This is a genomic window from Alteromonas sp. 14N.309.X.WAT.G.H12 (assembly GCF_036697315.1).
GTDB lineage: Bacteria > Pseudomonadota > Gammaproteobacteria > Enterobacterales > Alteromonadaceae > Alteromonas.
Window position 1 is genome coordinate 25,020 of record NZ_JBAHZB010000014.1, and the last position, 20,201, is coordinate 45,220.

The 20,201-nt window shown below is 45.5% G+C and carries 18 protein-coding genes and 1 tRNA gene; 10 read left to right on the plus strand and 9 right to left on the minus strand.

Going from position 1 to position 20,201, the window contains the following annotated elements:
* Positions 1-59: 59 nt before the first annotated feature.
* From V5298_RS06780 to V5298_RS06800, 5 genes are all read left to right on the plus strand, one after another.
* Positions 60-788 (plus strand): 1-acylglycerol-3-phosphate O-acyltransferase, encoded by a 729-nt coding sequence (locus V5298_RS06780; protein WP_332930712.1) that lies wholly within the window; start codon positions 60-62, stop codon positions 786-788.
* Between the two features lie 56 nt (positions 789-844).
* Positions 845-1,225 (plus strand): ribonuclease E inhibitor RraB, encoded by a 381-nt coding sequence (gene rraB / locus V5298_RS06785; protein WP_332930713.1) that lies wholly within the window; start codon positions 845-847, stop codon positions 1,223-1,225.
* 86 nt (positions 1,226-1,311) lie between these two features.
* A complete protein-coding gene (locus tag V5298_RS06790; protein ID WP_332930714.1) occupies positions 1,312-2,040 on the plus strand; it encodes a choice-of-anchor H family protein in 729 nt (242 codons plus the stop codon).
* A 92-nt stretch (positions 2,041-2,132) separates the two neighbouring features.
* Complete coding sequence (locus V5298_RS06795) at positions 2,133-3,401, plus strand: ABC transporter substrate-binding protein (protein ID WP_332930715.1); 1,269 nt, start codon at positions 2,133-2,135, stop codon at positions 3,399-3,401.
* A gap of 14 nt (positions 3,402-3,415) precedes the next feature.
* Positions 3,416-6,088 (plus strand): ATP-binding protein, encoded by a 2,673-nt coding sequence (locus V5298_RS06800; RefSeq protein WP_332930716.1) that lies wholly within the window; start codon positions 3,416-3,418, stop codon positions 6,086-6,088.
* Between the two features lie 73 nt (positions 6,089-6,161).
* On the opposite strand, the gene V5298_RS06805 is transcribed toward V5298_RS06800, so the two are convergent.
* Genes V5298_RS06805 through pepA form a run of 3 tightly spaced genes read right to left on the minus strand, consistent with a single transcriptional unit; the run spans position 6,162 to position 10,887 of the window.
* A complete protein-coding gene (locus V5298_RS06805; protein ID WP_332930717.1) occupies positions 6,162-8,939 on the minus strand; it encodes a valine--tRNA ligase in 2,778 nt (925 codons plus the stop codon).
* 8 nt (positions 8,940-8,947) lie between these two features.
* Positions 8,948-9,376, minus strand: coding sequence for a DNA polymerase III subunit chi (locus tag V5298_RS06810; RefSeq protein WP_332930718.1), 429 nt, complete (start codon positions 9,374-9,376; stop codon positions 8,948-8,950).
* 5 nt (positions 9,377-9,381) lie between these two features.
* Entirely contained in the window at positions 9,382-10,887 is a 1,506-nt protein-coding gene (pepA, locus tag V5298_RS06815; RefSeq protein WP_332930719.1) for a leucyl aminopeptidase, read from the minus strand.
* Positions 10,888-11,173: 286 nt separating this feature from the next.
* Between pepA and lptF the strand changes: the two genes are divergently transcribed.
* Positions 11,174-12,277, plus strand: a complete 1,104-nt coding sequence (gene lptF, locus V5298_RS06820; RefSeq protein WP_332930720.1) for an LPS export ABC transporter permease LptF — start codon at positions 11,174-11,176, stop codon at positions 12,275-12,277.
* Positions 12,278-13,339, plus strand: coding sequence for an LPS export ABC transporter permease LptG (lptG, locus tag V5298_RS06825; protein ID WP_332930721.1), 1,062 nt, complete (start codon positions 12,278-12,280; stop codon positions 13,337-13,339).
* 18 nt (positions 13,340-13,357) lie between these two features.
* Here lptG and V5298_RS06830 read toward each other — a convergent pair whose 3' ends face one another.
* Complete coding sequence (locus V5298_RS06830; RefSeq protein WP_416351155.1) at positions 13,358-13,801, minus strand: RDD family protein; 444 nt, start codon at positions 13,799-13,801, stop codon at positions 13,358-13,360.
* A gap of 429 nt (positions 13,802-14,230) precedes the next feature.
* Here V5298_RS06830 and V5298_RS06835 point away from each other — a divergent pair.
* Positions 14,231-14,317, plus strand: a tRNA-Leu gene (locus V5298_RS06835).
* A gap of 168 nt (positions 14,318-14,485) precedes the next feature.
* On the opposite strand, the gene dsbG is transcribed toward V5298_RS06835, so the two are convergent.
* Together dsbG and V5298_RS06845 are read right to left on the minus strand one after the other, a co-directional pair.
* Positions 14,486-15,247: a thiol:disulfide interchange protein DsbG gene (gene dsbG / locus V5298_RS06840; protein WP_332930723.1), complete on the minus strand. Its 762-nt coding sequence runs from the start codon at positions 15,245-15,247 to the stop codon at positions 14,486-14,488.
* A gap of 19 nt (positions 15,248-15,266) precedes the next feature.
* The gene (locus tag V5298_RS06845) at positions 15,267-16,085 is read right to left on the minus strand and encodes a TlpA disulfide reductase family protein (RefSeq protein ID WP_332930724.1); all 819 of its coding nucleotides are present in this window, start codon (positions 16,083-16,085) and stop codon (positions 15,267-15,269) included.
* A 116-nt stretch (positions 16,086-16,201) separates the two neighbouring features.
* On the opposite strand from V5298_RS06845, the gene V5298_RS06850 reads away from it, so the two are divergent.
* Both V5298_RS06850 and V5298_RS06855 read left to right on the plus strand, forming a co-directional pair.
* Positions 16,202-16,876, plus strand: a complete 675-nt coding sequence (locus tag V5298_RS06850; protein WP_332930725.1) for a response regulator transcription factor — start codon at positions 16,202-16,204, stop codon at positions 16,874-16,876.
* Positions 16,873-18,198 (plus strand): histidine kinase dimerization/phospho-acceptor domain-containing protein, encoded by a 1,326-nt coding sequence (locus V5298_RS06855; RefSeq protein ID WP_332930726.1) that lies wholly within the window; start codon positions 16,873-16,875, stop codon positions 18,196-18,198. Before V5298_RS06850 ends, V5298_RS06855 begins: the two co-directional genes overlap by 4 nt.
* A gap of 15 nt (positions 18,199-18,213) precedes the next feature.
* Here V5298_RS06855 and V5298_RS06860 read toward each other — a convergent pair whose 3' ends face one another.
* The 3 genes from V5298_RS06860 to V5298_RS06870 form a co-directional block, all read right to left on the minus strand.
* A complete protein-coding gene (locus V5298_RS06860) occupies positions 18,214-18,426 on the minus strand; it encodes an IS3 family transposase (RefSeq protein ID WP_416351154.1) in 213 nt (70 codons plus the stop codon).
* Between the two features lie 120 nt (positions 18,427-18,546).
* Positions 18,547-19,875 carry a TrkH family potassium uptake protein gene (locus V5298_RS06865; protein ID WP_332930727.1) on the minus strand — a complete coding sequence of 443 codons (1,329 nt, stop codon included), beginning with the start codon at positions 19,873-19,875 and terminating at the stop codon, positions 18,547-18,549.
* Between the two features lie 132 nt (positions 19,876-20,007).
* A partial coding sequence (locus V5298_RS06870; RefSeq protein WP_332930728.1) for a winged helix-turn-helix domain-containing protein occupies positions 20,008-20,201 on the minus strand: 194 nt, incomplete at its 5' end.

Genomic DNA, 20,201 nt, shown 5'->3' on the forward strand with positions numbered 1-20,201 from the left:
GACATCTGATTAAGGTAAGATACCGTATACTTCGCGCAAAATAGTCAATAGGATCTCGTGTGTTAGCCATTCTCCGCATTTTTGCACTTTTTTTTGCATTCATTTTTATCAATATTTATATCTTTATTGTCTGTATCATGCGGCCATTTCACAAAGACAACGTCTACGTTGCCGGCCAGAAATACGCGTTAATGGCGAAAATTCTTGGGCTAAAGGTGGTCATAAGAAAAAGTGAAAAAATCGATCCTAACACGCCCTATATTTTTATTGCCAACCATCAAAACAGTTATGATCTTATTACCATTTGTAAGGCCGCATTACCCGGAGTCGTTACCATTGGCAAAAAGAGCTTGAAGTGGATCCCGGTGTTTGGACAGATTTACTGGCTTTCCGGGAATATCATGATCGACAGAAAAAACACCGGCAAAGCCAGAGATACACTGTTGATAGCAGGGGAGAAAATTCGTCAGAAAGGCACCTCTGTTTGGGTATTTCCTGAAGGTACTCGAAGTTACGGACGCGGTATTTTGCCGTTCAAGTCCGGGGCCTTCAGGCTGGCACAAGACGTCAATGAACCTGTGGTCATGGTTACGGCCAGTAATCTGCACGAAAAAGTGCGGTGGAACCGGTGGAATAACGGCACGGTTTATGTGGATCTTGATGCGCCGATAGTCCTTGACGACAGCCGTTCAATTAAGCAATGGACCCATTTTTTCCGCGAAAGGATGATCGCCAAATTTGAACAACTAAATCAGGAAGTGGCCGCCGAAGATGCGGCAAATAGATAGCATCCTACTGATCAGTAAATTACACTACGCCTATCAACACTTGTCAGGTAAATAAAATGAATCAATTTGACGAACGGGAAGAATGGTACGCGTTTAATCAGGAAACCATTGATGCGTTGCTTGAAGACGGCAGTCAAGCGGATGCCGACTACACCATAGAGCATCACCTTGCTAGCACCGACTTCGATATATTGGAAAAAGCGGCTGTGGAAGCCTTTAAAGCCGGATTTGAAGTTTCTGACGCAGAAGAGCTCATGCTGGATGATGGCGGCACGGTATTTTGTTTCGATGCCGTTGCTGAGCGTAAGCTTGACCGCACCTTGCTGGATAAAGACACGGATATCCTGCTAAAAATAGCGGATAAGTTCAGCGTACACTACGATGGCTGGGGCACCTTCTTTATGCCTCAAGATGGCGAAACCTCCTACGACGATTAAAGCCGGTTAAGGGTTGTTTCAGTTTTTGTTCATCTTTGTCTGTGCACACTATCACTTATGATTTGTAGCAGCTCAAAGGATGAAAAATGCACAACAGTCCCGTTAAACCAGTAAAGTTCTTATTGCCACTCTTTGTGGCCGGCATTTTAGCGACCCCTTTTGCCACTCTGGCCGATGACGCAGAAAAAATCACTGACGCCAGAGAGTTCCAATTCGGCCAAGCCTATGCAGCTGATGAATCATCAACGACGGTAGCCGAAACACCACGCTTAGCCGCAAAGTCGACACCAAAGCCTAAAGTTGCCGCCAATTCAGTAACAACTGCGGATTTTTGGATCTATGACGCCTGGACCCAATGGCAAACTGACAGAGATTACGATGGTTACTACACCTCCGTCACCGTGACCTTTGATGCCGATACAATATACGCGCAAAGCCCCGTGTATGCCGTACTGTATCTCGGTGATGCCGAGGCCTTCTATCCCATTCATACGTCCTCTGACTTTTATATTTACGGTGAAAGCAGCCAGGATGAATTTGTGATTGAAACCGATTTGGTGTCCGGTTTTCCGCCCTATGATTACGATGTTTTGATTGAATTATACGATTCTCAAACCGGTGAGCTTCTTGCCTTTGCGAATCAAAATAATGATGCGGACTTGTCTTATATTCCATTGGAAAGTGCAGATTATGATGACAATACAGGCGGTGGCTCAGTGGTAGTGGTAACAGAACATGGCGGCACATTTTCCGGCACTCTGCTCGCAATCATGGGGGTTATCGGCCTATGGCGGATAATACGCGCTAAATACTGATTTATATAATCCGGCGAATCACGGCTTTATCTTTGGCAACAATGGCGATTCAGTGCCACAATGAAGTTAGGGTTTAGCCTGTGAATAAATAAATGCGTAAAACGGACATTTCTGCAACCCGCAGAAAACTATTAAAAGGCTCGCTAGCCACTTGGCTTACTGCGGGCTCTGTGCCTTTTGCCATAGGAAAAGAAAAACCCCTTGTTCGGGTTATGGGCACCCATGTCACCTTGCAAGAATCCTTAAAGCAACAAGCCCTGCAGGATCTGGGGATCAGGCTCGCATACCACCCTGGCGGCAGCGCCACCATACTGCAAAAAGCCGCGATCAACCCCAGTAGCTTCGATCTTTACGAACAATGGTCAAACAGCATCAATGTATTGTGGCGAGCAAAATCAATTCAGCCACTAGAAAAAAAACGTATTACCTACTGGGATGAAGTTAACAGTTTAACCAAAACCGGTAAGGTTACTCCTAACGCTAAAATTGGCGCTGGCGATGCTCCCCATAAAATCATTAATGTCCAAGCCGATGGCACCCTAGGCGCGCAACACACCGATGAAATCAGCTTCTTACCCTATGTTCACAATGTGGACTCCTTTGGCTACAACCGTCAAAACCTGCCAACGGAACTTAACAATGATAAAGAAAGCTGGGGATGGCTACTCGATTCCAGATTTAGCGGCAAAGTGGGCATCGTTAATGATCCCACCATCGGCTTATTCGATTTAGCATTAGCCGCACAAGCTAAAGGCTTTATTACCTTTAACGACATTGGAAATATTAGCCGTGCAGAAATGGACGGATTGTTTTCGTTACTCATCGAGCTAAAGCAGTTAGATCATTTTAGTGGGTTTTGGACATCTGTTCCCGAATCTGTGCGCTTTATGAGCACAAACCGCGTATTTATTGAAAGCATGTTCTCCCCTGCGGTATCTCAGCTTAACGGTAATAATATTCCCGTAACATTTGCGGCACCTAAAGAAGGCTATCGAGGTTGGCATGGCGTTATGTGCCTTTCTGCCGCCACCCATGGACGGGTAAAAGATGCCGCTTACGAATATATGAACTGGTGGTTATCGGGCTGGCCGGGCGCTTTCATTGCCAGGCAAGGCTATTATATTTCTAATCCTTTGCGTTCCAAACCCTATTTAAGTGAAGCCGAATGGCAATACTGGTATGAAGGTAAGCCTGCCACTGAAGCCCTAAAAGGGCCCGATGGTATAATATCTGTTGCTAAAGGGTCTCAACGTTCTGGAGGCAGCTACGAAGATCGATTCAGCAATGTAGCTGTTTGGAATACTGTTATGCCGACGTATGAATACAGTCTGCAAAAATGGTATGAATTTATTACCTCATAGTGGCTTTATAATCTATGTTTCACTCTATTCGCATTCAATTGATTCTCGTACTTATGATCATGGTCATTCTGATCTTGGTACAGAGCTTTCTTGGCAGGACGAACGAACAGGTACTCACCGATGGCATGAACAACACCCGCCAAGCGGTCATCGATGTGGGATTGGTGGGTGAACTGGAACGGGATATCCTTGATCTGCAGCGTAACGTTCTCATTTTCAAAGAAACGGCCAGCCAATCTGCAGTAACCCGCTTTGAGCGGCTTATGATTACCATCAATGACAAACTCGAAACCCTCGAGAACTCATCGATTTCCACCACCTATGATTACTCAGACGACGACATACTGGTGCGTATGCGTAATCATCTGGTCTCCTACAAGGAGAACTTTCATGACGTGGTAGACGCAAGGCATATCCGAGACCAGGTAATTAGCTCGGGATCCTTAATCAGTGCAAAAGAGCTCGATACCTTGCTACTTGAAGCCCAACAAAACAACCAAATGCCCGCTGAAACCGTCAATGCCCTACGTTTCCAGATAACCGAGGCCGAAAATGCCGCTTTACGCTACCTCATGTCTCCCGAGTTGGATATTGTCAGTCAGTTTAATGCCGCACTAGTCCCAACCTATGAAATACTTGAAAATAGTCCTAGCAGCACGGCTGCCACCATTCAGGAAAAAATTGAGAACCTGCAAAACACCTTTTTCCAGCTTACTCAAATTACGCAAAACAACCTGTTTTTAGTCAACGTCGTAATGGCAGGCTCGGCAAATGAGTTTCTCTTTTTAAGCAGAGAGTTGGCTGATCGGGTAAATGCACAAAGCAATGCCATAAACCGCAGTACCCAAAAAGCAGCATTAGAAGCACGAATGAATGGTGAAATTTACTCGGTTATTGCCGTCGTGTTAGCCATTGGCTTTGCCATTTTCACTGTGCGACGTATTCTTGGGCCAATACGCACCATCACCTCCGTGTTTAATCAGTTAGCGGAAGGTAAAGAAGTCAATGTGTTACCCGAACTGTGGCGCAAAGATGAGATTGGCAAACTGGCCACTGCGGCATCGGTGTTTAAAGAGAAAAATGAGCAAACCCGAAGATTACTAGACAACGCCCAAAAGTTAAATGTACAGCAAGAAGCATTGAACCGAGAGCTGGCAGAATCAAAACAAAAAGCCGAGCAGGCCACAGCATCAAAAAGTATATTTTTGGCGAATATGAGCCATGAAATTCGCACGCCGCTAAACGGCATTATTGGATTGCTGGAACTGGCGCACCAACAACCTATGTCGTCCATTTTAAAAGGTTACCTAGACAAAGCCTCCTACTCTAGCCAGATATTGGTCAGTGTTATTAATGACATACTGGATTTTTCAAAAATCGAAGCAGGTAAACTTGGGCTGGAAAAAGTGAGTTTTTCCATGCACTCAATTTTAGATAACCTGTTGGCCGTTGTGAGTTTGCGTGCCCAAGAAAAAAACCTGGCCGTACATTTAGAAGTCGCCCCAGAGCTGCCACCGAGACTCATCGGTGATCCCCTTCGCTTATCGCAAATCCTGATGAACATTTGTACCAATGCGGTTAAATTCACGCAAAATGGTGCCATTGATATTCGCATCAAAAGTATGGCGAACAAGGTGGGAAATAAAGTGGTGTTGCGCATTGAAGTGAAAGATTCCGGTATCGGCATGACACCGGATCAAATAAACCGCATATTCCAGCCATTTACCCAAGCCGATGGCGCGACAAACCGTAAATTTGGCGGTACGGGCTTAGGGCTGACCATTGTCAAACAGCTAACTGAACTAAGGGCAGGTAAATTAAAAGTAACGTCTGTACCGGGCCATGGCTCTCAGTTTGTTATCACCCTGCCATTAGGGACCGAAGCCAATCAGGAAAGCATTTTAAGCAATATCCCTGCTCTTCCAATAGGCAGCGCGTATTTCTCTGACAAGCCCCTTTTACCCAACGCCTATATGGCTTTACTGAGTTTAAATGCAGCAAGGCAGCCCATAGCGTCATTGCAAAATGATATCGGGGTTCCCCCCTCTGTGCTGGTGGAATTCAACACCTATGCCACCTTTAAAAAGTTGCTGCCCAATTTACTGCAAATGGAGCGCAAAGGCAGTCAAGTGGGTATTGTTATGGAAACTCAAACCGGACAATTGCAGGAAAAGATCCTAACCCAGTGGTCAGGCCCTATTCTTATGCACCCCTTTACGCCAGCCCAATATAAACGTTTCGTCCATCAAATTACCGGCATAGAACTGAATGATGCGGTCAGAGAGAATACGTCCACATCGGCAATGCTAGATGGCCATATTCTTTTGGTGGAAGACAACAACATCAACCAGTTAGTCACTGGGGAAATGCTTTCGTCATTAGGACTCACCTTCGATATTGCCGAAGACGGCTTACAAGCCGTCACCAAGCTCTCCAATACCCCTGATTATGATCTTATCTTGATGGATGTACAGATGCCCATCATGGATGGTTACGAGGCAACAAGACAAATTCGTCAAAAAGGCTTCAACGATCTTCCCATTATCGGTTTATCAGCCAATGCCATGAAAGAAGACAAACAACAGGCAATGGAATACGGCATGACAGATTATTTAACCAAACCGTTAAAGCGGGGCGCGCTAGCCGCCATGCTAAAAAAGTTTTTAATTGTAGAAACGCAACAATAACCCCAACGGCTGACAAACATAAAAAAAGGAGCGATAAATCGCTCCTTTTTAGCTTATTTTTAGCTGTTATGTATTATAACGCACTAATGGTGGCATGTTGTTCTTTGAGTTTAGCCAGTGCTTTTTCAGCCTCGTCCAACTTCCCACGTTCCTTGGCAATCACCGCTTCTGGTGCATTATTGACAAATTTTTCATTCGACAATTTGCCTTTGGTGCGATTTACATCCTGTTCCAATTTGCCCATGGCTTTGGTGATACGGGCTAATTCGGCATCTTTATCAATAAGACCGGCCATGGGAATAAGAATTTCCATATCGCCGACCAAGGCCGTAGCACTTGCCGGTGCACTGTCGCTATCAGACAAGATAGTAATGGATTCCAGTTTTGCCAGCTTATCGATAAAGGGCGCCGTCAAATCCAAACGCTGGTGATCATGGTCACTCACGTTACGCAGTAGCGCATTAAGAGGCTTATTGGGAGAAATATCCATTTCACCACGGATATTACGAATACCAATAATGAAACGCTTCAGCCATTCTATATCAGACAAGACAGTGTCATTTTCCCTTTCCTCTAACACTTCAGGGAAAGGCTGCACCATAATGCTAGTTTCGTTTTCCGCCACACCAACATCACTTAGTGGCGCAACCCGTTGCCAGATGGTATCGGTAATAAAAGGCATAAATGGATGCAATAATCGCAGCAAATGCTCAAGTACGTTGATCAGGGTATGACGGGTACCGCGCTTTTGAGCGTCCGTACTGGTATCACTGTTTAACACCGGTTTAGTCAGTTCCAAATACCAATCACAGAACTGATTCCAGGTAAATTCATACACAGTTTGCGCCGCGATATCAAAGCGGTAATCTGCCAAAGCCGATTCAAATTCTTTCAATGTTTTTTGGAACTGGGCCCAAATCCATTGATCAGCCAAACTCAATACTTTCTCACCGCCCTCTCGGCCGGTGTCTTCTGTTTCCGTGTTCATCAGCACGAATCGAGAGGCATTCCAAATCTTGTTACAGAAGTTGCGGTAACCTTCTACTCGCCCCATATCAAAATTAATATCACGGCTGGTAGAGGCCATGGCAGCAAAGGTGAAACGTAACGCATCTGTACCGTAGGCATTAATTCCATCAGGGAATTGCTTACGGGTATTTTTTTCAATCTTTTTCGCCAGTTGCGGCTGCATCATACCGGAGGTACGCTTCGCCACTAAGGTTTCAAGATCAATACCGTCGATAAGATCGATAGGATCGAGAACGTTTCCTTTCGATTTAGACATTTTATCGCCGTTTTCATCACGTATAAGCCCAGTGATATAAATGTCTTTAAATGGGATTTTACCGGTGAATTTCTTCGTCATCATGATCATTCTGGCCACCCAGAAGAAGATAATATCGAAGCCGGTCACCAGCACAGAGGACGGAACAAAGGTTTCTAAATCCGGCGTTTCTTCTGGCCAGCCCATGGTCGCAAATGGCCATAGTGCAGAAGAAAACCACGTATCGAGAACGTCTTCGTCTTGGCTTAGCTCTACAGCGTCATCCAGTTTATAACGCTCGCGTACTTGTGCCTCATCACGGGCAACATACACATTGCCTTCGTTGTCATACCAGGCAGGAATACGGTGTCCCCACCACAATTGACGGGAAATACACCAGTCCTGAATATTATTCATCCACTGATAATAGGTTTTATTCCAGTTTTCCGGGACAAAACGTATCTCGCCGCTTTCCACGGCTTCTACCGCAGGTTTCGCTAACGACTCCACTGCCACATACCATTGGTCAGTAAGATACGGCTCGATAACCGCACCGGTGCGATCGCCACGAGGCACTTTCAGTTTGTGATCATCCACTTTCACCAAAAGCCCTTGGGCATCCAGATCGGCCACAATTTGCTTACGGGCGTCGAAGCGATCTAAACCGCGATAAGCCTCTGGCGCATCATCGTTAATTTTCGCATCATCGGTAAGTACATTGATCATGGGCAGGTTATGACGCTTGCCCATTTCGTAATCGTTAAAGTCGTGGGCTGGGGTTATTTTTACGCAGCCGGTACCAAATTCAGGATCAACATAATCATCAGCGATAATAGGAATAAGACGCCCGGTAATAGGTAAGCGAATGTCTTTCCCCACTAGGCTTTGATAGCGCTCGTCATCAGGGTGCACAGCCACTGCCGTATCACCAATCATGGTTTCAGGGCGGGTGGTTGCCACCACCAGCTCACCAGAACCGTCTGCCAGCGGATAACGCATGTGCCACATGTGGCCATTTTCTTCTTCGTTGAGCACCTCAAGATCGGACACCGCGGTATGTAAAACCGGATCCCAGTTAACCAGTCGCTTGCCACGGTAAATCAGGCCGTCTTCATGCAAACGCACAAACACTTCGGTCACCGCTTTAGACAAGTTCTCGTCCATGGTGAACACTTCACGATCCCAGTCAGTGGATGTGCCTAACCGTCGCATTTGCGACGTAATGGTACCGCCAGACTGTGCTTTCCATTCCCAGATTTTTTCGATAAAGGCGTCTCGCCCTAAATCGTGTCGGTTCTTCCCTTCTGCATTTAAACGGCGTTCCACCACCATTTGGGTGGCAATCCCCGCATGGTCGGTGCCCACTTGCCAAAGGGTGTTATTCCCTTTCATGCGGTGGTAACGGGTCAAGGCATCCATAATGGTTTGCTGGAAACCATGCCCCATGTGCAAACTGCCCGTGACATTTGGCGGCGGCAATAAAATGCAATAAGGGTCGCCGTGTCCGGAAGGTTTAAAGTAGCCAGCAGATTCCCATTTTTTATAGCACTGCTGCTCAATGGATTGCGGTTCGAAGGTTTTATCCATACTTACTCTCAACTGTCAGCAGACTTAAACTGCAATTGGCAGCCTGCCTGCTGATAACGTTTATAGCGAACTCGCGCCGCCTGTTTAGCATCATCTGCTACCGGCACGAAATCATAGATTGTTTGAAAAGATTGGGGGGAGCTTATCATTTCCCCACTTAAATTGACGAGAAGACTGCGACGGGTAAGCTGATTTTCCTGCCAGCATATTTCCACAGGTGTACCTGAGCTTGGCCCTTCACCAAATAAATTGTGAGGGACGAAGCGAGCAGCCGGCAATTGCCATAACAATTCGTCCAGCACTTCCGCGGAAGCGTTGCTGGCACAAAGTACAGCAATTTTCTTCTTGTTAGCATAAGCCTTGGCAATCAGATGACAGGCACGGGATTCTGCCCCGTCAGCCTCGTCGGTCAGTTGCCAAAAGATAACCTGTGGCATAGGGCTTAGTCCTCTAGCTTAATGCCAGCACGATTCATTAAAAACTGAGATAACATGGGTACAGGACGCCCTGTAGCCCCTTTGTTCTTACCACTACGCCATGCGGTGCCGGCGATGTCCATGTGCGCCCAGTTGTACTTTTTAGTAAAACGAGACAAAAAGCACCCTGCGGTAATACTGCCGGCTTCTCGGCCACCTAGGTTGGTGAAATCAGCAAAAGGGCTGTCCAGTTGATCCTGGTACTCATCCCAAAGGGGAAGACGCCATGCCCGATCAGAGCTTTGTTCTGAGGCATTTAACAACTCATGAGCCAGCGGATTATGGGTACTCATCAGTCCTGTGGCATGACTGCCTAAAGCAACAATACAAGCGCCGGTTAAGGTGGCAACATCAATAACCAACTCAGGATCAAAACGTTCCACATAGGTTAACGCGTCACATAACACCAAACGGCCTTCGGCATCGGTATTAAGCACTTCCACCGTTTGTCCTGACATGGTGGTAAGGATATCTCCCGGACGATAGGCTTTGCCATCGGGCATATTTTCGCAACCGGCCAAGACACCAATAACGTTTACCGGCAAGTTAAGTTCAGCCACGGTTTGCATGGTACCTAACACACCGGCAGCCCCACCCATGTCATATTTCATTTCATCCATGCCTGCGCCAGGCTTAATGGAAATACCGCCGGAATCGAAAGTTAACCCTTTACCAACCAGTACAATAGGCGCTTGATCTTTAGGGCCACCGTTATGATGAAGAATACTCATCAAGGATTCATTTTCTGAACCACGACCAACAGCAAGATAAGAGTTCATACCAAGCTCGGCCATTTTCGCTTCATCCACCACTTCAGCGGACATGGACGGATAATTACCGGCTAAGGTTTGCGCTTGCTCCCACAGGTATGCAGGATTACAAATATTGGGCGGCATGTTCGCCACGTCTTTGGTTAAGCTAGCGCCTTTTGAAATCGCTAAACCGTGTTCGATAGCGCGCTCACCCACGGTCAATTCACGACGGGTTGGTACGTTAAGTACAATCTTACGCAACGGACGGCGAGGCTCGCCTTTTTTGGTTTTTAATTGCAAGAAGGTATAAAGGGAATCTTGGGTCGCTTCAACAGCCTGACGAACTTTCCAGTAAGTATCACGCCCTTTAACATGCAGTTCCGTTAAGAAACAAACCGCTTCCATTGACCCAGTTTCATTTAGGGTTTTAATGGTTTTTGCAATAATTTGTTTGTATTGGCGTTCATCGAGTTCGCGTTCTTTACCGCAACCTACCAGCAGTACACGCTCACTTAACACGTTAGGCACATGATGCAGCAGTAACATCTGACCGGCTTTGCCTTCCAGATCGCCTCTACGCAGAAGGTTGCTGATGTAGCCTTCGCTGATCTCATCTAACTGTTCAGCCACCGCAGTTAAGCGTCTCGGTTCGAAGACTCCGACGACGATACATGCGCTACGTTGCTTCTCCGGACTACCACTTTTAACACTAAATTCCACGATAACACCTCGCTTTTTTTATCTTGTACGTTGCATGAAGATAATTTCGCATAACGTTTTGCGCTGCTTTATGTTTTAATACGCAGCCATATAGGCATAAGCACTGCGGTCATAAATTGTATATTCTGTCGTTCGTATCCGGACCGAAGTGGCCGGAAGACGTAAAATTAACGTCGTTTTCATGCAACCGAGTTATTGATACGCAGGCAAAACTTGTAAAAACGGTAAGTTTACTCAAAATCGTGCGCTTTTTCACTATAAATCCAAATTTTCCAGAGGTGCCGGAATGTTGATATTCCGTTATCTAATAAAAGAAACGTTAAAGTCACAGATGGCCATATTTTTCATATTAATGGCTATTTTCATCACTTTGCGTTTTGTTCGTGTACTTGGGGATGCCTCGGATGGAGATATCCCCGCAGGCTTGGTACTCGGCTTTCTGGGCTTATATGCCCCGATCCTATCGTCACTGGTGCTGCCTATTAGTGCCTATCTTGGCATATTGCTGGCCCATGGACGCCTGTACGTCGATTCAGAAATGACCGTTATGCGCGCCTGTGGTGTAAGCGAGTGGTATATCACCCGGGTTATGTTGCTACTATCCTTGGTCATCATGGTCATCACCGGTTTTATTACCCTTTACCTTTCTCCCACAGCCGCAGAAAGTGAGTACCAACTTCGCGAGAAAGCTAGAAGTGAAGCAGGATTCTCTGCCATCATGCCGGGACGGTTTCAGCAAACCGGGAATGAGAAAGCCGTGATATTCGTGCAAGATGTGGACAGTGAAGACGACACCTTAAAACGGGTGTTTCTGTCTCAAAATCAGCATGTGGGTAATGCAAATGAAGTGCGTGTGGTACAAGCCAAAACCGGACATATTAAAAATAACCCGGATGGCACCCGCAATTTGGTTTTACGGGAAGGGGTGCAATACGAAGGCACCCAAACGGAAAAACAATACCGTAAAATTACCTTTGATGAATACCAAATACAGATAGCCGATGAAAGCCAGAGTGAACCCCGACGCAAGGTAAGTGTGTTACCCACCATGGAACTGCTTAAAGATGACTCTCTAGAAGCGCGAGTGGAACTGCAGTGGCGTTTGGCTATTCCACTCTCCATTCCCTTTTTGGTGCTAATTGCCGTGCCCCTAAGCTCGGTGGATCCTCGACAAGGGCGCTTTGGTAAAATGTTTCCCGCCATCTTGCTGTACCTAGGCTACTTTATGTTACTCCTGGCTAGCCGACGGGTACTTGAAGACGGAAAGATCCCCATTGAGCTCGGTCTGTGGTGGGTGCATGGCATTATGTTGGTTATCGGGATCGCGCTTATTGTACGCGACAGACGTACCGGTACTGAACTGCGCGCCTGGCTACTGGGGAGAAAATAGATGTTTCGTATTCTCGATTTCTATATTGCTCGCACCCTGCTAAGCACCATTATCGTTACCTTGTCGGTGCTTGTCGGATTGTCTGCACTTATCAAATTTGTTGAACAGCTGCGTAAATTAGGCGAAGGCAATTACGACATGATCGCCGCCGGTCTTTATGTACTGTTAAGTTTACCCCGAGACTTAGAGCAATTTTTCCCCATGGCAACCTTGTTAGGCGGTCTGGTGGGTATGGGATTACTCACCAGCAACAGCGAACTGGTGGTAATGCAAGCTGCGGGACTGAGCCGATGGAATATCATTAATTCGGCAATGAAATCCGCGGTAGTGATGATCATTATTGTTATGGCCATAGGTGAATGGGTTACCCCCTACAGCGAATCAAAAGCCAAAGAAATACGCACGCAAGCCATTTCAGGGGGAAGTTTATTTGCCTCTGATGAACTGACCTGGGCAAAAGACGGTAAGCACTTTGTAAGTATCGGTCAGGTGGTTACCCGTGAATCGCTGCGTGATATCAGCATTTATGATTTTAACGACGATATGACGTTAAATACGCTGACCTACGCCAAGGAAGGACACTATGATGGAAATACTTGGTGGCTAGAGGAGCTGTCTATCACCCAGTTTAACGATGAGGAAATTACCCTAAATAACCTTGATCGTGAGCAGTGGCATTCCACCTTAACCCCCGACAAACTGGGAATTGTGGCCATTAAACCTGAAGCTTTATCTATTCAAGGTTTGTACGACTATGTGCAGTATCGTAAAGGCAATGGTCAGGACAGTTCCCGCTATGAACTGGCGTTTTGGCGCAAGCTACTACAACCCGTTTCCATTGCAGTGATGCTATTAATGGCGTTATCGTTTATTTTCGGCCCGCTACGAAGCGTTACTATGGGTGCACGGGTAATCATGGGCGTGCTAACCGGGTTTGGTTTCTTTATTACCAATGAAATGTTTGGCCCTTTAAGCCTGGTTTATTCCCTGCCCCCCGTTGTGGGCGCAATTTTACCTAGCTTGCTGTTTGCCGCAGTGGCGACCTTTTTACTGCGTAAATAAAAGGGTGACCGTAATAGGTCACCACTGTTTATGATCGTTGGCTTCTTTGGTCAGCCTTAGTACTTCGGTTTTAGCCAGTCTATCTTGTAACGACTGTTTGTGTTTGATATCAAATAATACCAATAACGTGCCTAACCCACCTAAAGATGCCAGCAAACGCACGAATAACCGCCCCCAGGTCATAGGCGCATCAACGGTACTATAGATACGTAACCGCCAGGCGCGCATACCGAGGGTTTGGCCCCCCTTTTTCCAAAACCAAAGGAAAAAGCCTGCAACCCAGAGCCCTACCCAAATTTGAATAATCCCTTTGTAAACAAAGGAATCTTGAATAAGTTCTGCGGGTGTATCGTAACTGTGTATATCAAGTACACCGTTTGATAACAGCACCACCATGGTCACAATCATCACCATGGCCGCACACATTCCCACGGCTATCGCCACCAACGTATCGTAAATCATGGCCAGCAGACGACGAAAAAATCCAGCCCGCTGAGGTACAGCGATGGAGGAGGATTTCGGTTTACCCCGGGTTTTATTCTTAGCCACTAAATAAGTTTCCATACATCCCACAGACTAATGTTGAATACTACCTTACAAGCATGCTTGAGATCACTACATAATCCCCCGCCTTCATATTGATTCATTACAGCGTTAAACCACAAAAATCCCCCTTGCCCTGTACAGTTTTAAGAAAGCAGCAGCACATACAGACTGAACCTTGAACCGGCCTAGCCTGCCGTTGTGATATCCTGATGCTTATTTTCTAGACATTTGATTAGGTTCTTTGCATAAAATACTTGCATGCTGAAATTGCGAAGATATAATGCCAGCCACTCGTTAGCACAGCGAGTAGCAAGAATGGTTAATCCATATGATTAACCCCATGATGCCAGAGTGATGAAATTGGTAGACATGACGGATTCAAAATCCGTTGCCTTCGCGGGCGTGCCGGTTCAAGTCCGGCCTCTGGTACCATTTCTTCCTTTTTGGAAGAAACAATAAACCGACCTTGAGTCGGTTTTTTTGTACGTGATTTCTAGTTGCTCATTTCCTATTTGGGCTAGTATGGGCCAAATAAAAAGTGGGAAGCTATTCGCGTCACAAGCCATCCACTGCCATAAAACACTCCCATCCTCATAAAGATTAACCGCCCTGAGAGCCCATGATTTGTTCCAGTTGGGATGGCGTAGGAAGGCCCATCTGAAGTGTGACCCCATTTGATTTATCTTTGTAATAAATGGCGGGAACGGCGCTAATACCCAGCGTCTGCATCAAACGATGGTTTTCCCCCAGCTGTGTACGAACGGCTTCTGATGGTGAGGTGAGCGAGCGAAGCGAACTGCTTTCACTTGCTTCATGTTCGTATAACGCATCAGCGGGATCTTCCGCACTTAAAATAGCGGCGGATTTTCCGTAACTATCCGCTTTCAAAATCCCCACTAATATATACCTCATCTGAACTTTTCCAGACGCAATCCAAGGCCTTGCCTTTTCCCAGAGTTGTTTGCAATACGGGCAGTTAGGATCGATGAAGGCATAGATCACCTTCGGAGCATCGTCACTCCCATCCGGGATCCAGTTTGAGGAAAGTAGTGCCTGCCATTTTTTTTCACTTTGCGGCCCCTTGATATAATCATCAAGGGCTTCTTTTCCCATGTCCCGGCCTGTTGCATCGAGCATGTTTCCAGTAAATAAATATTGCTCGTCTTGAGAAAGGTAGACAGTGAGCGCATTACCCCTGAATTCGACGATATAGCCTGTCATACCTGCTGGCGCAGCAAAGGAATCCACCACTTCCCCACCCTGTTTTTCTATAAATTTAAGTGATTGCGGTATTTGCCTATCCGCAGCAAATATAGCGTGCGAAATAAATAAAAATAGAAATAGAAATACGCTTTTTAACATTGTTACTCCTCAACGCCATTTATTGGCTATCGCTAAGAAAGGGCTTCAGATAATGATGCAAACTTGCTTCTGAAAGCTCACCCATGTGGCTGTTTACTATGTTGCCTTCAGCGTCAAAGAAAAGGGTTGCAGGTAGGCCATAAGCGCCCAGCTGACTCGCGGTTTTACCGGTAAGATCAAAGTACAGGTTATGTAATTGAATGCCATTTTCTTGTAGAAACTGATGGGCCCGACTGGGGGCTTCCCCTTGATTAACAAAGATAAAACTGACCTGTTCGTAGTCTTGCTGGGCAGCTTGCAAAACAGGCATCTCACGGCGGCAGGGGGGACACCAGGAGGCCCAGAAGTTTATAATCAGCGGCTTTCCAACTTTCAGGCTTAGTGATTGGGGTTCACCTTTAATATTGGTTACGGCTATATGTTCAAGTGGAATTTGTTGCTGCATTAACGTATTGACGAGAAAAAAGGGAAAAATAATGACACCAGTAATAACAGCCGATTTGATGTACACAAATGCCAATTTATGATGACCTCGAGTTTTGAAGAGCAACATAATCATTCCAGCGAACAACCCTAGGTCCCGATTGAAACCACCATCCCGGATATCAAACACAACAATCCAGTCTTTTTGATAGATTTCCCACATCTCTATAACGAAAGCGACTCGAGCAACAAGAAAACCAACCACTAAACAGAAAAACAAAATATCGGTAGCAAGTTTTCGGTATTTAGTTACTTTTGCGAACAAACTGACTAAGAACCCGTAGAGCAATATACTGGCAAATAACAAAGCCGTACTGGTCATCAGTGCAAACGGACCTATTGAGATGCTGGTCAAAACAATGTGCCTAGTTAACGAATTCTATTGATAATCTAACCTACCTAGATTAATTTGAAATTAATATTGAATAGGTATCCTGCAAACACATAAATGTCTAATTACGACAAGCCCTTATGAATATATTACTTGTGGAGGACGATCCTATCATCGCCGATGCCATCTGCATTTACCTGGCAAATGCGGTTATGCAGGTTACCCCTGTGGCCTCCTTAAAAGAAGCGAAACATTATATAACGGTATGCACCTTTGATATTTGTCTACTGGATATTTCCTTGCCCGACGGCAGCGGATTGGAATTCATAAAGGTTGTGAAAAACGCCAATCTGTCCCTGCCAATTATCTTATTAACGGCAAGAGATGCCATTGAAGATAAAGTTCAAGGCTTAAATGATGGCGCCGATGATTACGTCACAAAACCCTTTGATTTTGAAGAATTAGTAGCAAGAATTAACAGCGTATACAGGAGATCTACCCAGCAGCAAAACAGCTACTTACAACATGGCGAACTAAAATATGACCCGAACAACAAACAGGCCAGATTAGGTGACAAACCACTGGATTTATCTGCCTTTGAACTAAAACTCCTGGTGGCATTCCTTTCCAATCCCAATCGTATATTGGATGAAAACCAATTAAAAAACGATTTGTATGGTGTTAACGACGACGTTAACAGCAATGCGCTCAACGTGCATTTGTTCAACTTAAGAAGAAAAGTCGGTAAAAATATCATTGTTACAGTGCGTGGCCTGGGTTTCCGTCTTGCACCACCTGAAGCATTAAAAGAATGAGCCTGCGCCTAAAACTTCTGTTAATTATCGCGCCTGTATTTTCTTTCCTATGGTTAATAGCCAGTTACTTCTCCGTCACGCAACTAAAAGATGAAATTCATCAGGCCATGGACAACCGCCTGGTTTCCACTGCCAGAATGGTTAGCAACCTAGTACTTTCCAGCCAGCAGACCAATCCAACCTTTGGACTGGAAGTGACCCGGCCATTTAATGACAGTGGCTCTGCCAAAGGCCTTGCTTGCAAAATCAGTTCCTTAAACGGTGAGATTATTGCTAACAGCCACCCTGATGAGCTGAATTTGCCTTCCGTGCTTCCATCCGGTTTCGATTCTGTTGCAATAGAGGGAATAAAGTGGCGAGTATACACATTAAACACCCCACACCATTCAATCTCCATTGCTGAACGGCTATCCGAACGCCAGTCATTATTTATCGAAATCGTACTGGTAAACGCATTACCGACCCTGATTGCTTTTCTCGTGTCGTTTATTTTCATTTGGTTTGCATTAGGCAGAGAGCTTAGACCCCTTCAACAACTTAGAAAGGCAATCAGTGACAGGTCCCCACAGGATCTAAAACCTATACAACTAGAGCATAACCTTGTGGAATTGACGCCACTGATAAGCAGTCAAAATAGGCTTTTTAAAAAACTTAACAAGGTTATTGAACGGGAAAAGTCCTTTACGGACAATGCTGCACACGAATTAAGAACCCCCCTTACGGGTATAATCAGCCAGTTGCAAGTGGCAAAGGTGACAGAGGGAAACGATCGGGAAAAAGCCATACAGCAAAGTTTATATAGTGCAACGCGTCTTCAGAAATTAGTCGAAAATTTGCTGTTACTTGCCAGAAAAGAAAACAGACAGGCCTTTCAGGATTTTGAAAAATGGAATTTACACAGCGAATTAACCAATGTGTTTGATGAGCTCAATCTCAGTAAAGACCATATTAATGTTCAAGTGGACGCCAGCCCAACCAATAACCACATGCCGGCTTTCGCATTTAATACTATTATCAAAAACTTACTTGAAAACGCCCTTCAGCATGGGCTAGCCGATTCTGCTATTTCTTTGGTTATCCAGGAAACCAAGCGTCGCTTTACAATAAAAGTGACGAATCGCGCTGTACTTTCTCATCACACCCTTGAAAACATGACCCAGCGGTTTTGGAGAGCAAGTTCCGCCCAAGGAAATGGACTTGGATTAGCGATAGTGAAAACATTCGTCGATGAATTAGACGGCAGGATGGATTTCATTTACGAAAACAATCAATATTTTAGTGTGTACATTGTGTTTCCGTTAGATGGTGATCTTACCCACTAAGAGTGGACATCCATGTTAAGCGTATATCGCTTCGTATTCATATGGGCTTACATAACCCAGTGTTGAATGCTGGCGTACGCGATTATAAAAAATCTCAATGTATTCGAAGATACAAGATTTGATTTCATGAAGCGAGTTGAATTTTTCTCCATATATGAGTTCGACTTTCATGCGACTGAAGAATGATTCCATCACGGCGTTGTCCCAACAATTGCTTCTTCGGCTCATGCTGGATACGCCTCCAATACTGGCTATCAGGTCTTGATAGCGCACGGAACGATACTGTACTGCCAAACCTGCCAAAACCAATAACTGTAAAGTGAGCCATAAATCATTCTTCTTTTGAAATCAGTAACGCCAAAAGCTGGGGGTGAGCATAGCCAAGATAGTGAAATACTCTAACCTTCCTAGCACCATAGCCACATTCAACATCCAAATACCGATATCTGAAACCGGTATGAAATTACTGCCAACTTCACCGAAACCCGGACCAAGTACGTTTATACAAGCAGCAACTGCAGTAAACGCAGACCAAAAATCCAGCCCGGTCATCATGAGTAATAGTGTAAATATCAATGATGAGCCAGCGGCTACCGACATGAACGCCATCACAGCATGACTCACTCGCTCATCAACGGGTTTTCCCTGAAAACGCAGCGGTAATATCGCTTTGGGATGAACACATTGAAATAATTCTCGTCGTATGGCTTTAAACGTGATGATGTCGCGAATGATCTTATTCCCTCCCGCGGTAGAGCCAGCACAGCCACCGAGGTATGCACAAAAAACAAGAAAAAAGCCTGTTACCTCAGGCCAGGTACTTAAATCTGCCGCCCCGAAACCGGTGCTGGTGATAAATGAAATAACATGAAAGGCGGCAAAACTAAGCCCCTCAGCTAACGGATAACGATCCCCCATAACAAGCATAATAGTCAGTACTACTATTAAACCGCCCACAAGACAGATAAAGACCCGTGTTTCCTCATCTCGCCAGTATAAAAAAGGGGAAGTCGCGTGCATTACCCTAAAGTGCAATGCGAAACTGATGGCTCCCAGCAACATAAAAATATTCGAAACAAACAATATCAGATGGCTCTTAAAGAACCACATGCTCGCGTCATGGGTAGAAAACCCGCCTGTAGAAATCGTGGTGAAGCTGTGTGCGATTGCATCGTAAAACGACATACCGCTAAAATAATAAGCGATAGCGCAGAACACTGTCAGCAAGACATAGATAAACCAAAGGTAGTGTGCCGTATTTGCGATACGCGGCGATAATTTATCATCTTTTACTGGCCCCGGCGTCTCTGCTTTCAACAATCGCATTCCACCGACATTAAGCATTGGTAGTACGGCAACCACAAAAATCACAACGCCCAATCCCCCCATCCACTGTAAAAACTGTCGATACATGAGAAAGGATTTGGGCATTGCATCAAGCCCTGTAAGTACTGTCGCTCCGGTTGTGGTAAGCGCGCTGAGTGATTCAAATACAGCGTCCGTAAAGCTGATATCCGTGACTAACATGATGGGAATGCCTCCCATGACGCCTGTTAGCCCCCATGTTAATGACGCAAACATAAGCGCGTCACGATAACTCACATTGCTCATATCGCATTTTTTCAGTCGGTACAGCAAGATGAACGCAATAACAATGAAAAAAAATGCCGGCTTCATGAAGGCCTTACCAACGTTGTCTTGAAATACGACGAATGAAATCAGACCAAAACATATCTGTACGATCCCCATCCATAACACTGGGAGAGAGAGTAGCCTAACGATATTTGCGGGGTGAACCATCGTAAGTTACTACTCTGAGGCTTTGCTTTTACTGGAGCAACAAATCAGTCTGTATCCAATACCAGGCTCAGTGATAATATACGCGGGAGCATTGCTATCGTCTTCCAGCTTTTTACGGAGTTGACTTACCACGATGCGAAGATAATGGGTATCCTCAGTATGCGTTACCCCCCATATATGATGAAGTAGCTGTTGATGGGTAA